The 14,265-nt window shown below is 69.9% G+C and carries 11 protein-coding genes and 1 pseudogene; 5 read left to right on the top strand and 7 right to left on the bottom strand.

The features are described 5' to 3' along the window. The first annotated feature begins 874 nt into the window (after positions 1 to 874). Positions 875 to 3,169, top strand: coding sequence for a M4 family metallopeptidase (locus ACLU3S_RS30580; protein WP_413955219.1), 2,295 nt, complete (start codon positions 875 to 877; stop codon positions 3,167 to 3,169). 223 nt (positions 3,170 to 3,392) lie between these two features. Here ACLU3S_RS30580 and ACLU3S_RS30575 read toward each other — a convergent pair whose 3' ends face one another. The 5 genes from ACLU3S_RS30575 to ACLU3S_RS30555 form a co-directional block, all read right to left on the bottom strand. Continuing rightward, positions 3,393 to 4,139, bottom strand: coding sequence for a DUF2071 domain-containing protein (locus ACLU3S_RS30575; protein WP_413955218.1), 747 nt, complete (start codon positions 4,137 to 4,139; stop codon positions 3,393 to 3,395). Then, positions 4,136 to 4,468 carry a metalloregulator ArsR/SmtB family transcription factor gene (locus tag ACLU3S_RS30570; protein WP_413955217.1) on the bottom strand — a complete coding sequence of 111 codons (333 nt, stop codon included), beginning with the start codon at positions 4,466 to 4,468 and terminating at the stop codon, positions 4,136 to 4,138. The genes ACLU3S_RS30575 and ACLU3S_RS30570 overlap by 4 nt, the downstream gene beginning before the upstream one ends. Positions 4,469 to 4,820: 352 nt before the next feature. Beyond that, entirely contained in the window at positions 4,821 to 5,306 is a 486-nt protein-coding gene (locus tag ACLU3S_RS30565; RefSeq protein WP_413955216.1) for a lipocalin-like domain-containing protein, read from the bottom strand. A gap of 73 nt (positions 5,307 to 5,379) precedes the next feature. Next, positions 5,380 to 6,957: an aldehyde dehydrogenase (NADP(+)) gene (locus tag ACLU3S_RS30560; protein ID WP_413955215.1), complete on the bottom strand. Its 1,578-nt coding sequence runs from the start codon at positions 6,955 to 6,957 to the stop codon at positions 5,380 to 5,382. Next, positions 6,954 to 7,583, bottom strand: a complete 630-nt coding sequence (locus ACLU3S_RS30555; protein WP_413955214.1) for an isochorismatase family cysteine hydrolase — start codon at positions 7,581 to 7,583, stop codon at positions 6,954 to 6,956. The genes ACLU3S_RS30560 and ACLU3S_RS30555 overlap by 4 nt, the downstream gene beginning before the upstream one ends. Before the next feature lie 175 nt (positions 7,584 to 7,758). Here ACLU3S_RS30555 and ACLU3S_RS30550 point away from each other — a divergent pair. Together ACLU3S_RS30550 and ACLU3S_RS30545 are read left to right on the top strand one after the other, a co-directional pair. Beyond that, a pseudogene (locus tag ACLU3S_RS30550) lies at positions 7,759 to 7,926 on the top strand (TetR/AcrR family transcriptional regulator); the annotation flags it as partial. 217 nt (positions 7,927 to 8,143) lie between these two features. Next, positions 8,144 to 8,317, top strand: coding sequence for a hypothetical protein (locus ACLU3S_RS30545; protein ID WP_413955220.1), 174 nt, complete (start codon positions 8,144 to 8,146; stop codon positions 8,315 to 8,317). A gap of 57 nt (positions 8,318 to 8,374) precedes the next feature. Here the strand turns inward: ACLU3S_RS30545 and ACLU3S_RS30540 are convergent, their stop codons facing one another. Together ACLU3S_RS30540 and ACLU3S_RS30535 are read right to left on the bottom strand one after the other, a co-directional pair. Further along, a complete protein-coding gene (locus ACLU3S_RS30540; protein ID WP_413955213.1) occupies positions 8,375 to 9,154 on the bottom strand; it encodes a hypothetical protein in 780 nt (259 codons plus the stop codon). Positions 9,155 to 9,485: 331 nt separating this feature from the next. Beyond that, on the bottom strand, positions 9,486 to 10,448 hold the full coding sequence (locus ACLU3S_RS30535; RefSeq protein WP_413955212.1) for an NAD-dependent epimerase/dehydratase family protein: 963 nt from the start codon (positions 10,446 to 10,448) through the stop codon (positions 9,486 to 9,488). 165 nt (positions 10,449 to 10,613) lie between these two features. Between ACLU3S_RS30535 and ACLU3S_RS30530 the strand changes: the two genes are divergently transcribed. Together ACLU3S_RS30530 and ACLU3S_RS30525 are read left to right on the top strand one after the other, a co-directional pair. After that, the gene (locus ACLU3S_RS30530) at positions 10,614 to 11,333 is read left to right on the top strand and encodes a TetR/AcrR family transcriptional regulator (protein ID WP_413955211.1); all 720 of its coding nucleotides are present in this window, start codon (positions 10,614 to 10,616) and stop codon (positions 11,331 to 11,333) included. A gap of 263 nt (positions 11,334 to 11,596) precedes the next feature. Continuing rightward, positions 11,597 to 13,936, top strand: coding sequence for a SpoIIE family protein phosphatase (locus ACLU3S_RS30525; RefSeq protein ID WP_413955210.1), 2,340 nt, complete (start codon positions 11,597 to 11,599; stop codon positions 13,934 to 13,936). The last annotated feature ends 329 nt before the right edge of the window (positions 13,937 to 14,265 follow it).

Below are 14,265 nucleotides of genomic sequence, written 5' to 3'. Positions count from 1 at the left end.
GATCAGCGCCACGAAATCGCCCCGCCCGGCACGGCGGCCCCTCGCGGAAAGCGGGCCGGAGCGGCCCAGCCGGCACGGCCCTGCACCCGCCATGCCCCACACGTCCCGGCAAGCACGGCCTGGCCATGCCGTACACGGCCCGCGAACGCGTCCGCGCCATGCTGTACGCCACCCGGCAGTCCCGGCCTTGCACCGGCCATGCCGTACGCGGTCGGGCACCAGTGGCCGGGGGCTCGGCCCGCTCCGGCGTGTCCGGCAAGCGCGGAATCTGCCCTGACGGGCCTCTGAGCGCTGCCCTGCTTGCCTCTGACCTGAAGGGAGCCGGCCGGCCCCTTGGAGATAGCGGCCGGCTCCCGGTCCCCATTGCACCGCACTCACCGGCCTGCCGGCCCCGCTTCGTCGGACAACAAACCCTCACTTCCGGACCTGGTAGGCCGGCCACTCTCCGCCTGAGGACGGTACCGGCCGCAGATGGCGCTCTTGACTGGTAGCGGAGGGACGAGACGAGGAGCGCGGGGCGCCTGACGGCGCGCAGTCGGACACGGCCCGGGCGCCGATCACCGCCTGCTGGCCAACCAAATCGTCCTGGAGTCGGGGGCGTCGGTTTCGCACCTGCGCAACTGCGAGTACTCCCCTGCGACTTCTCCTTGTCATGGTGCACGTGTGGCAGAGAAGGTCAGTTACGAGTCGCGGGCGCGCTGGTGCGCCGCGCATCTGACGTTCCACCACGAGGCCGTGTTCCGCGGCCTCCATGCTCCAGCGGCCGTGGACATCGGCAGACGGCCGAACGGAAGGACCCCGATTGAACTCCCCCAGTAACAGGGCTGCGTCCCCGCAGGGTTCGCGCCGGTCCCGGCGGCGCCTGGCCGTGACCGTGGTGATCACTGCCGCGGCACTCGCGTTCTCCGCGCTGCCCGCCTCGGCCGGCGCCGCCTCCACGTCCGACACGTCCGGGAACACCCCCAGGGCAGGAGCACTGCCTGAGGTCAAGGCAACGGCGAGACCCGGGGCCCGCAGCGCTCGCCTGTCGCCCGTGCAGCGTCGGCGGCTGCTCGACAAGGCGACCAACGCGGCGCCGGACACCGCCCGTTCGCTGAAGCTCGGCCCTCGGGAGAAGCTGGTCCCGAAGGACGTGATCCAGGACGCCGACGGAACGCTGCACACCCGGTACGAGCGGACCTACGCCGGACTACCCGTGATCGGCGGTGACCTGGTGGTCCACCAGCGGCACGGGTCCCGCACCGTCACCTACGCGTCCAGGAACAAGCTGACCCTTTCGACAACCACGCCCAAGGTGTCGGCCGCCGCTGCGAAGAAGTCCGCTCTGGGCAGGGCCACGGCCAAGGGCACCCGCAAGGCGAGCTCGCACGCGGGCCCGCGCCAGGTCGTCTGGATGATGGGCGACAAGCCGAAGCTGGCCTGGGAGACGGTCGTCACCGGCGTACAGCAGGACGGCTCCCCCAGCGAACGCCACATCGTGACCGACGCCGCCAGCGACGCCGTACTGAACAACGCCGAACACGTGGAGTCCGCCCAGGGCAACAGCCTCTACAGCGGGCAGGTCACGATCGGCTCCACCCGCCAGGACGACGGCACCTACGCCCTCATTGACCCACAGCACGGCGGTCACCGCACACTCGACTCCACGGTCAACTCCAACGGCGTCCTGCTCACCGACGATGACGACGTGTGGGGCGACGGGACCGCGGCGAACCCCCAGACCGCGGCGGTGGACGCGGCATACGGCGCGCAGACGACGTGGGACTTCTACAAGGACAACTTCGGCCGCAACGGCATAGCCGACGACGGCCGCGGCAGCAGCTCCAGGGTCCACTACGAATCCGTGCAAGGCGTGCCTCTCGCCAACGCCAACTGGCAGGACGGCTGCTTCTGCATGAGCTACGGCGACGGCGCGGACGGACAGCACCCGGTGACGTCCCTGGACATCGCCGCGCACGAGATGACGCACGGAGTCACTTCCTCCACCGCCGGACTGGGCACCTACGGCGAATCGCCGGGGCTCAACGAGGCGATCAGCGACATGATGGCCGCCGCCGTCGAGTTCTACGCCGACAACCCCAACGACGTGCCCGACTACACGATGGCCGAGCTGGACGACCTGCACGGTGACGGCAAGCCCATCCGCTACATGGACCGTCCCTCCAAGGCCGGCATCAGCGCCGTCGGCTACGCGCCCCTGGACTACTGGACGCCGCAGGCGAAGTCGCAGGAACCGCACATGGTGGCGGGCGTGGGGGACCACTTCTTCTACCTGCTCGCCGAGGGCAGCGGACGCAAGACCATCAACGGGGTGGACTACGACAGCCCCACGTACGACGGACTGCCGGTGGCGGGCGTCGGGCTGACCAACGCCGCCGACGTCATGTACCGCGCGCTCACCGTCTACATGACCAGCACCACCGACTACGCGGGCGCCCGGACCGCGACGCTGCAGGCCGCCGCCGACCTCTACGGCAGCCAGAGCGACGCGTACGAGTCCGTCGCCAACGCCTGGGCAGCCGTCAACGTCGGATCCCGGTACATCAACCACATCACCGCACAGCCGCTGCCGACCGAGCCGGTCGCGGTCGGCCAGCCGGTCAGCCGTCAGATCACCGCGTCCAGCAGCCGCCCCGGCACGCTGACCTACTCGGCCAAGGGGCTGCCCCGGGGCCTGTCGATCAACCGCACCACCGGTCTGGTCACCGGCACGCCCGACAAGGCCGGCGACTACAGCTCGGTCATCGTCATCACGGATGCCGCCGGGGACACCCGGAAGTTCTCCTTCACCTGGACCGCTCTGGAATCCGGCGGGCACTTCTTCGTGAACCCCACCACCTATGTGATCCCCAAGTGGGGCGAGGTCGAGTCCCCGCTGATCGTCCGCGGAAAGCCGGGCAACGCACCACGTGACCTCAAGGTCACGGTCGATCTCGACCACGAGTTCAGCAATGCCATGGTGATCGACCTGATCGCTCCCGACGGCACCGTCATTCCCGTCAAGCCCTGGGGACCCTGGGTGCTCACACCCGAGCTGCACGAGAGCTACACGGTCGACGCCTCCGCGGTCACGAGGGTCGGCACCTGGAAGCTGCGCGTCACCGACGGCACCCCGGGCTTCTACGACCTGGACCCGGGTCACCTCCAGCGCTGGAGCCTGACCTTCTGAGGCTCCGGCCGAACGGCCGTAACCGGCACCCGGTCCGAAAGCGCGACGGCCACCACATGACCACCAGGGACTGCGGCCCTGGAACACCATGCGGTGGCCGTCCGCCATGGGCGTGGGGCGCGCACCTCAACGAGCCCGTGCCAAGGCTGGGGCCGCCACGGGTGCCGGGACACGGCTGCCATGCGTGAGCCCATCAGCCTGCCTGCGCTTGCGGCTGTGTGCTTCAGCCGGCGGCCGCAGCGTCCCGGTACGTGGCCATGGCCGGCAGTGGCCGCCAGCCGGCGGGGACGTTCCGCATGACCAGAGCACAGTCCAGGGTCGCGCTGCCCGGCGGGAAGCGGTCGGGGTCGTCGAAGAAGGACGAGGCGGCGGAGCGAACCCGGCCGGCTTCCACGTGCCAGGCGCCGGTACGAAGTTCCATACCGTCCAGGTGACAGCCGGATCTGGTGGCCGAGAAGCCCTTCGCCCCGTCCCGGAAGAAGCGGGAAGCCTCCGCAAGATCGGCGAAGAGCTCGCTGCCTCGCAGCTCCTCGGCCAGGTCGACGGTGACATCCACCCGAGTGTCGCCACTCCAGGCCGCCACGGCGACCCGCACCTGGCGGGGCGTCTCGTGCACCTCGAAATCCGCGCGGCCGTGCTCACCGGGGAAGAGACGGCCCCCCGCCCAGACATTGAGCCTGGAGTCGGTGTCGCGCCGTGGGATGTACACGCCGGTCTCCACGCCGTCCGGCCCGTCCCATTCGACGGCGATCCGATGCGCCGCGTTCTCGCTCCGCAGCCCGAACGCCTTGGGTGTCCAGACCGGCCGAACCTGTCCCAGGCGAAGCAGGCAGATACCCGCGACCGCGTAGCCGCGCACCACCTGCGGGCGCAGCGGCTTCGGCAGCAGGCGTGCCGCGGCGTCCGGGGAGACCCGGTAGTTCACCAGAAGCCGTCGTTCCACGACGCTGGACAACCGCGGCTGCTTCATGATTCCTCGCTCTGCGTGCCGGGGCGCCACTTGGTGTGACGCAGCACGATCTGTTCGGGGCAGACGGCGCTGAGGAACCGGCCGACGCTGACCGCCAGCCGCTCCTCGGCCAACGCGTACAGGATCCGGTTGCCCTCCCGGCGCTCGGTGATGAGACCGGCTCCCTTGAGCACACCCAGATGCCGGGAGACGGAGGGCGCGCTGATCGGGAACCTCCCTGCGATCTCCCCTGCGGCCAGCTCACCGCCCCTGAGAACCTCGAGAATCTGACGTCTGGTCGGGTCGGCGAGGGCCCGGAAGACTCCTGCCTCGTCCTGCGCTTCAGCCATGGTCCATATTTAGCACCTTAGCTAAATACCTAACAAGAGCCTGCGGCCCCCCATCGCCCAAGCCGACGACCGACCTGTAGCACTCAACCGCAGCGCTTGCCCCTCACCGTCGTATGTCCGCCTGTACGGATGGGCTCAGATGCGCTGAACGGCCGCGCACGTCGGACAGGGGTGCGCTCCGGCGGCGCGGCGGAACGGCGCTGAGGGACGCGGGCCTGGGCAGGGACGATGCCGTTGTGCGGGGGGTGTCGCGGCGGGGCCGCAGGGCGCTGGTCCGGTCCGCGGGGCGCCGCTTTCGGGACACCTGCGGCACCGGCGGGGGCGCATACGCCGGGCGGGATCGGGCCGGCGTTCAGCCCAGCCTGCTCCAGGTCAGTTCGGCGGTGCGTTCCGCGCCCCACAGCCGGGTCGGGGCGGTGAGGGCGAGTCGTAGGAACGACCCGGCGAAGCTGACCTTGCGCACCTGGGAGCGTCCGATCCAGTTGGGGAAGAGGCTGGTCGTGACGTGGTGCTCCACGGTGGTGGGATCGACGACCTGGAACGGCCCGCCGTAGGCGACGTAGCCGGCCGCTGCCCGGGCCAGTTCGTCGGTGGCCGCGTCCTCCAGGCGTGCCGCTGCAAGGGGCCGGCGGTTGCCCCGGCCCAGCTGGGCAGACATGTGTCCGCCGGGGGTGTAGACGATCAGGCCGTACGGGGCGGGACCGAGGGGCTCGATGACCTCGGCGTCGGCGCTCCTGGCGGTGTACGACACGAGTTCCCACGCGCCGAGCAGCCGTCTGCGCACCTCCTCGCGGGCCTCCTGCTCGTGTGCCGCGGCAGCCTGGTGCGGGGTGGTCATGGAAGCGGTCTCACTTTCTTTCATGGTGCGAACGGGCCTCGTTGGGATGACGAACGGGATGCGGGGCGGTGGTTCATTGCCGGGTGAGTTCGCCGTCGACGAGCCGCCACAGCTGCAGCGGGTTCGCCTCGCGCAGCGGCTGCGGCAAAAGCTCGTCGGGGAAGTTCTGGTAGGTGACCGGACGCAGGAACCGCTCGATGGCGCCCATCCCCACCGAGGTGAAGCGGCTGTCGGAGGTCGCCGGGAAGGGACCGCCGTGGGTGGAGGCGTAGGAGACCTCCTGCGGGATCGAGAAGGCGTTGAACACGATGCGTCCGGTGCGCCGCTCCAGGAGGGGCAGGAGCTGTTCGGCGGCCGCTCGGTCGGCGGCCTCGGCGTGGATCGTGGCCGACAGCTGTCCGCGGAAGGCGCGGGCCGCTTCGAGCAGTTGATCCGTCCCGTCCACCCTGACCAGCAGGATCGCCGGGCCGAAGACCTCCTCGCGCAGGGCGGGCTCCGCCAGCAGCTGCTCGCCGGTGACCTCGAACAGCAGGGACTGTCCGTCGCAGGCTGCGGCCGGGACCTCTCCCGCGCCGATCAGGTCGCCGCCGCTGTTCGCGATGCGCTGCGCATTGCGGGTGTAGGCGTCGCGGATGCCGGGGGTGAGCATGGTCCGCGCGGCCACCTTCTCCACCTCGGCCGTCGCCGCCTCACGCAGCTCCCGCAGGCCGGGGCCATCGACGGCCAGGAGGACGGCGGGCTTGAGGCAGGCCTGCCCGACGTTGTACATGGCCCGCTGAACCAGGCCGACGCCGATTTCCGCGCCGCGGGCCGCCAGCGCGCCAGGCAGCACAAACGTCGGGTTGACACTGGTCATCTCGGTGAACACGGGGATGGGGTCGGGCCGCTGCTGGGCCCGGCGGTACAGGGCCATGCCGCCGCCCTCGGAGCCGGTGAAGGTGACGGCGCGGACCAGGGGGTGGTCCACCAGTGCCTCACCGATCTCGTTCCCGGCGCCGCGGACGAGGGAGAAGACACCTTCGTGCAGACCCGCCTCGGCGACGGCCTGCTGGATGACGCGGCCCTGGATCTCGGAGGCTCCGGGGTGTGCGTTGTGGGCCTTGAGAACGACGGGGCAGCCGGCCGCCAGCGCGGAGGCGGTGTCGTTGCCCGCGACGGAGTAGGAGATGGGGAAGTTGCTGGCACCGAAGATCACCACGGGCCCGAGGGCCACCTTCTGCAGCCGGTGGTCCATGCGCGGGGTGGGCTGCCGGTCCGGCAGCGCGGTGTCGATCGCGGTCTGCAGGAAACGGCCCTGGCGGACGACGGTGGCGAACTTGCGGAACACCCCGGCGGTCCGCTCGGCCTCGCCCTGGAGCTGGACGGCGGGCAGGCCGGTCTCCAGCGCGGTGCGGGCGGCGAGCTCTTCCTTGACCGCCTCGAGCCTGTCCGCGATCAGGTCCAGGAACGCGGCGCGTTCGGCCAGGGTGGTGTGGCTGTAGCTGTCGAAGGCCGCGTCGGCCAGGCGGACCGCGCGGTCGACCTCGGCCGCGCCGCCGAGTGCGAACTCCGGCTCGACGAGTTCTCCGGTGGCGGGGTTGAGTGCCTTCATCGTCCCCACGGTGGCGGCCACGCCGGCCCCGCCGATCAGCAGCTGTCCGGTCAGTGTCATGCGTGCGCTCCCTTGAATGCGGCGGTCAGCTCGCCGGTGGTGGTGATGGCGTGGGCGTAGGTGGGGCCGTTCAGCTCGTGCGCGGCGTGCATCATCTCGGGCACGAACGCGGCGGTCGCGTCGCGGACCAGGGTCACGTGGTAGCCGAGTTCCATGGCGTAACGGCCGGTGGATTCGATGCAGGTGTTGGCCAGCAGGCCGACGAGCACGACGTGGGTGATGCCGTGCTGCTTGAGCTGGAAGTCCAGGTCGGTGTTGGCGAAGCCGCTCTGGGCCCAGTGCTCCTGGACGACGACCTCGCCGGGCCGCGGCCGGAAGTCGGGGTGGAACTCCCCGCCCCAGGTGCCGCGGGCGAAGCTGTGGCGCTCCATGATGGCGCGCTGCGTGGGGTTGGGGTGGTCCCACGTCTCGTAGTCCCCCTGCTCCCAGCGGCGGTGCGGAACGAACATCACCTGTACGCCGGTCTCGCGGGCGGAGGCGATCACGGAGCGCAGATGCTCCAGCAGCCCGACCTCTTGCGCCACGGGCTTCAGGCGGGGCCAGATCTTGCCGCCGTCGGAGAGGAAGTCGTTGTAGGGGTCGACCAGCAGGACGGCCGTGCGCCGGGGGTCGTAGGTCTGGGACAAGGGTTCAACTCCAATGTGGATGACTATCAGCATCTAGAATCTAGATTACGTCCGTCATCCTGGAAGTCAACCGAGAGAGGAAGGAAGGTGCTCTCCATGCAACGATGCGTATGATTCCCGTCATCCACATGCGCGATTACCCCACTCGCGCCGCCCCAGGAAAGGGAGGGCAGACATGGGCCACTCGAAGGCGGGCAAGGCGGCGAGCCGTGAACGGATCCTGCGGATCGCGTCACGCAGGGTTCGCACCAACGGCGTCAGCCGTCCCCACGTCGCGGACCTCATGCGCGAGGCCGGAATGACGCATGGCGGCTTCTACAAGCACTTCACCTCGCGCGACGAACTGATCACCGAGGCCGTCACCGCGGCACTGGCGGAGGACACGGTCAAGATGGCACGCTCCGCGCGCCGAAACGATCAGGATCCGCGGGCCGGCCTCATCGACGCCTACCTGACGAAAGCGCACAGGGACACGCCGGTCACCGGTTGCGCGCTCGTCTCCCTCAGCGCCGCGGCGGGACGCGGCGAATCAGCCCTTCAAAGAGGCGTACGAAAAGCAGGTGCGCACCTACCTGGATCTGATCGCGGGCCTGGACGGCGGCACCCAGGACGCCCGGGCCGAGGCCGTGCTCATGCCCAGTGCGCTGATCGGGTCGGTTCCGATGGCCCGGGCGGTGGCGGACGCGGGGTTCTCCGACGAGCTGCTGGCCACGGTCGGCGCCCGGCTGAAGTGACCCGAGGTTCTCGGTTCACGCCCGGGTGCACGCGCTCGGCCAGTTGGTCGCATCCGCTCAGCCGGCCCAAGTGTTCCGTGTCGCCTTGCGTGCTTCGGTGAGGGCTCGCTGCCTGAGGTTGCCGCCGAACAACTGAATCGTGGTGGCGGCCAGGACGTCGTCCTTGCCAACGGTCCGCGCGTCGCCCCTGCGGGTGGACAGGGCCGGGAGGGATTCCTTGAGGTACGGGGATGATGCCGGTTCACCCGACATCATCAGGGTGACCGTACTGGAGCGTTTGACCCCGCCCTCGCGGACGACCATGGCGGCGTCCCGGGCGAGGTCCGTCAGGAACACGCTCGCGATTCCGTCCAGGTCGCGGACCATCGCCGGGACGGCCGTCACCCCCTGGCTCCGCAGCAGCTTCTTGACCCCGGCCTCGAACCTGTGGGCGCCGACCACAGCACTCGGTTTGGCCGACCTGCCGCGCTGACGAGAAGGCACGATGACACCCTCGGCGTCGTACAGGACACCGGTCAGGCCTCGAAACGTCGGGCTGTGGTCGTACCACTTGTTCCCCACCTCGAGCTCGACGTTCCGGTCGATCGCCGAGATCAGGTCACCGGGAATCAGCTTCTTCCGGGCCACCTCCGCCGCCGCTCTCCTCGCGCCGTCGATGATCTCCGTCAGCACTGTCCGCGTCACCGACGCGGCGGCCCATGCGGCCGACCGCGAGACGTACATCGAGGTCACGTCCCTGAACACCGCTTTGACGAGAGAAGGCTTGAACGGCGAGACATCCATGGCCGCGGCGGTCCCGGAACCGCTGCACTCAGGGCGTATGGGCTGTGTGGGCATCGGAGGAGACGCTCCCTGCTGCCGTAGTCATCAGAGGCCCACACTTCACCACGCAGACCCATCCCCCGTCGAAGCGGTACCGGTCAAGGGCCTGACGGGCACGTCCCAACGGCCGGGCTGATCGCCGGACGGCAAGGGGGCGGCCAACCTGCGGGACGGCGAAGGCACTCCACGCCTCTACTGCGCGCGGACGGCGACGCCGCGGGGCCGATCGACCGGCCGACCGGCGGTGTGAGCCGTTTCGGTGGTTCGACCGGCCCGCGGCGCGTGTGGCATGGCCGTGATGGACGACGGCGCGGCACCCCGCGGCCGACTCGTGCGGCAACGGCCGTCACTGGCTCGCGAGCAGCTTCCCGTACCAGGCCAGGGTGGTCTCGATCGTCTCGTCGAGCGGCACCGGGGTCGCGTCGAAAGCCGTCTCGAAGGCGGAGGAGTCCATGATCTGCGGCTCCGTGTGCTGGTAGAACATCTCCGCGTACTCGGCCATGAACTGCTCGTCGAACGGCCCGAACGGGCGAGCCTCGGCCAGAACGACCACGTTCAGCGGCTTCCCCACCCGCTTCTCGATCATGGAGTGGATCTCCCGCGTGCTCACCGCGGGCGCGGTGGGCAGATGCCAGACACGGCCACCGGCGTCCGGCTGCTCACCGAGGGTGGCCAGGCCCGCGGCCACGTCACCGATGTTGGTGTAGCTGTGCGGCAGGTCTATGTCACCCAGACCGAGCACCTCCCCGCCGGTCAGCGCACCCGGGAAGACCGCCCCGCCCAGGGTGGAGTTGAGCACGCCGGGCCCGACGAAGTCGGCCGAACGGCCGAGGGCGACCCGGGCCCGGCCCTCCTGGTGCGCGGCAAGGTACTTCTCGTCCAGCTCGGCGCGCATCCGACCCTTCCGGCTGGTCGCCCGCCACGGGGAGTCCTCGGTCATCACCGCTCCCCCGGTCTCGCCGTACGGGTACAGCGTGTCGAGCACGACCAGCCGCGCCCCGGACGCGGTGACGGCGCCCAGCACTGCCTCCTGGATCCGCGGCATCACCTCGACCTGGAGGTGGTAGCCGACGTTGACGCAGTGGTACACGACCGCCGCACCGGCCACGGCGTCCCGGGCGCCCTCGGTTGTGCTCACGTCGGCGGCATACCTCTGGACTCCCTGCAGGGCCGGTCCCTCGCCCTTGCGGTCCACAAGGCGAACGGGGTGACCCCGGCGGACCAGTTCGGCGGCGAGGGTGGTCCCGGCCGGACCCGCTCCGAGGACGATGTGCAGGGGCGCGGTGGAGTTTTCGATGGTCGCGGACATGGGAGTTCCTCCGGTTTCGAGTCGGTCGTCACGAAGCAGGCCGCTGATAGCCAGTCGCGTCAGCTAATGGCTCTAACTCTAGTGACTTACCCTAGCAACAGCGTGACCCACGGGCACTCGTTAAGATGTGTCGCACTCCGAGGACGTCTAACGTGAGGAATCGCCGTGGCCAGGAGTTCACTGACCCCAAGGGACCGTTACCGGGAGCAGACACGCGCGGAGATCAAGCAGATCGCGCTCCGGCAGCTCGCCGAGGGCGGTGCGGCGGCCGTCGCCCTGGCCCGGATCGCCAAGGAGGTCGGGCTGTCGGGCCCTGCGCTCTACCGCTATTTCGACAGCCGCGACGCGCTGCTGACCGATCTGATCCGCGACGCGTACGCCGATCTGGGGGCCGTCGTCGCGGCGGCTGCGCAGACGCTGCCGGCGGACACGGAGCCGCGCGCACGGCTCCAGACGCTCGCGGCGGGGATCCGCGCCTGGGCGGTCGCAGAGCCGCACCGTTATCTGCTCCTCGAAGGCACGCCCGTGTCCGGTTACACCGCACCGCCCGACACGCTGGACAGCGCCCGGGCGGTACTCGGTCCGTTCCTGCGCTGCTTCGCGGCGGCCGATCCGTCCACGGCTGTGCGCCCGCTGGTCGACCGCATGACGACGTGGGCCGCCGAGGATGCGGCGGTCGCCGAATGGGCGCGTACCGAGGTTTCCGCGGGCGCCGAAGGGATCGCGCTGGCCGGGGCCGTACTCGTTTGGGCCCAGGTGCACGGAACCGTCGGCCTGGAGGTCTCCGGGCAGTTCACCGACATGGGCCACGACGGGGCCACGCTGCTGAGCGCCCAGATCGACATGCTGGCGGACGCGTTCGACCTGGCACCGTCCCGGGACTGACCGAGGCTACGGCCACGCTGCGACTGGTAGACGTACGGCGGTGAGTCGGCGATGCCTCCTGAGTGGCTCCGGGGTACAACAGAAAGCTGAACCAACCGCAACAAAACGGGAAATATTAGGATGTCTCTTACCATCACCAGATGAATTCATAAGTGCTGGCAGGGGTGCCTGAGAAGGAACGAGCGGCCATGGACGGGTACGGCGCTGCATCGGCTGGGTCCGGGGCGGATCGGGAGCCGGCGTCGGCCCGTCTGAGTACGGCCGTGCTCGACGGCGACGGCGTTCTCCTCGAGTGGAGTGCCGGCGCCGAGCGGCTGCTCGGCTACTCCTCCTCCGAAGCCGTGGGGCGTTCTGCAACCGACCTGATCCTCGGGCCGTTGTCCGACCAGGTCAGGCAAGCCGTTGCCACGCGCTCGCCGTGGAGCGGCGCGATCGAGCTGCGCCACCGCAACGGCGAGAGTGTCACTGTGGAACTGGTGGCTGTTGCCACGGCTGAGGACGACGGAGCCCCACGATGGTCCCTGGTGGCGGCCCCGGGGGTTGAGCGTTACCCGCGCGAGGAGGAAGTGCTCACGGAGTGGGCGTTCAAACAGTCGGGGTTCTCCGCCGCGATCTTCGACGCGGACGGCCGGCTGCTGAGGATGAATGATGCATCCGCCAGACAGATGGGCACCAGCGAGGACGAGGCACGCGGGCTGCGTCTGACGGAGATCGCCCCGGGCTCACCCTACGCGGAGCACGAAGACATGATCTTCCGGGCTTTGCAGACCGGGAAGCCCACCCACATGGAGTCGTTTGTGCAGCCGCCGGGCGACCCCAGCCCCCGTGCGTGGGCCCTCCACGTCTACCCGCTCAAGGAGGCATCCGGCCGTGCCCGGGGCGCGTGGCTCTGTGCGCTCGACATTACCCCCGAGCATCAGGCGCGGGAGAGGCTTGCCCTTTTGGACGAGGCGGGCGCTCGGATCGGGACCACGCTGAGTGTGGAGCAGACCGCTCGGGAGCTGGCCGAGGTGACCGTCCCGCGGTTCGCCGACGTCGCTTGTATCGACCTTCTGGAATCGGTGTCTCGTAGTGAGGAACTGGTCTCCAGCCTGGCTCCCGGGAGCCTGGTGCTGCGACGCATCGCGTGCAAGACCGTCCTGGATGATGCTGTCGCATCCCCCGTGAGGCCGGGGCAGGCGAAGGCTCATCCGGACGACTCTCCCCTGGGGCGCTGTCTGGCCTCCGGCGCTCCTGTCCTGCTGAGACCGGGGAATGCCGGCTTCGATCATTGGGTCGCGCAGTTCCCGCCCCCGGTCGGGCAGACCCGCGACTGCGTCATCGACTCGGTGATGGCTGTGCCCCTGCGCGCCCGCGGGCACCCCCTCGGGGTGGCCGTCCTGGCACGCCGGGACCGTCCGGATCCCTTTGCCGAGGACGATCTGGTGCTCGCGGGGGAACTGGTGGCCCGAGCGGCGGTCTGCGTGGACAACGCACGCCGTTACACACATGAGCGCGCGAGGGCCGTCTGCCTCCAGCGGAGTCTGCTGCCGCACCGACTGCCCACCCACGCGGCGGTGGAGGCCGCCAGCCGCTACCTGCCCGCGGACTCCCGGGTCGACGTGGGCGGTGACTGGTTCGACGTCATTCCCTTGTCCGGCGCCCGAGTCGCCCTGGTCGTCGGGGACGTCGTGGGTCACGGTATCCGTGCCTCCGCATCGATGGCGGGGTTGCGCACCGCAGTCCGTACGCTTGCCGACGTCGACCTTTCTCCCGACGAACTCCTCACCCAGCTGGACGACCTGGTCATCAGCCAGTCCGCGGACGATGCACCCGACGAGGGCGACGACGTCTCCAGCGAGCTCGGCGCTACGTGTCTGTACGCGGTGTACGACCCGATCTCACGCCGCTGCAGCATCGCCCGGGCCGGTCATCTGCAGCCGGCCGTGGTCACCCCGGACGGCTCCGTCGGCTTCCTCGACGTGCCCGCCGGTCCTCCGCTGGGCCTGGGCGGTCTGCCGTTCGAGACCCTCGAGCTGGAACTGCCGGAAGGAAGTCTGCTCGTCCTGTTCACCGACGGCTTGATCAAATCCTGCGACCGGGACGTCGATCTCGGCCTCCAGAAGCTGCGCGAAGCCCTGGCGGCGTCTGCCGGGCCGCTGGAGACCATCTGCGACAACGTGCTGCACAGCATGAGCCCCGATCGCTCCGCCGACGATGTCGCACTGCTGGTCGCCCGCACCCATGCGCTCGACGCCGACCGGGTGGCCACCTGGGAACTGCCCTCCGACCCCGCTGTCGTCGCCGAGGCCCGCGGGCAAGCAGCCGCCCAGCTGGCCGCATGGGGGCTGGACGAGGCTGTCTTCACCACAGAGCTGGTCGTCAGCGAACTGGTCACCAACGCCATCCGGTACGCATGCAAGCCCATCATGCTGCGGCTGATCCACTACCACTCCCTCATCTGCGAGGTCTCCGACGGCAGCACCACCTCCCCGCACCTGCGCCGGGCGCGCACCTTCGACGAGGGCGGGCGCGGCCTGTTCCTGGTCGCCCAGTTCGCCCAGCGCTGGGGCACCCGCCAGACCGCAGCAGGCAAGACCATCTGGGCCGAGTACGCCCTGTAGAGCTGCTTTCGCCGGTAACTCGCGTGGCGCCCCCATCCGGACCGCGCCGCCCCATGGCCGCAAGGTCCGGCTGTACCAGGGCAGTTCGAGCAGCCAAGGCTCCAACGCCACCGCCCCGACCGGGACCTGGCCCGCCGTGGCCGCGGCTCTGGGCAAGGTCGAGCCGGTGAACCTGGGATTCGGGGCAGCGCGCCCCGGACGTCAGTGCGATGAGCGAGGAGCGGCCGGGGCTCATGAGCACCGGCGACCCCGCGCAGACCGTCGCCGGGAAGCGCGTGCGGACCGGCCCGTCGGGCAGTGCCGCCGCACTCAGGCCGTCATGCGGTCAT

Source organism: Streptomyces sp. AF1A (genome assembly GCF_047340315.1).
In the GTDB taxonomy this organism is placed as follows: Bacteria; Actinomycetota; Actinomycetes; order Streptomycetales; family Streptomycetaceae; genus Streptomyces.
This window is presented reverse-complemented; position numbering and strand designations above follow the sequence as displayed.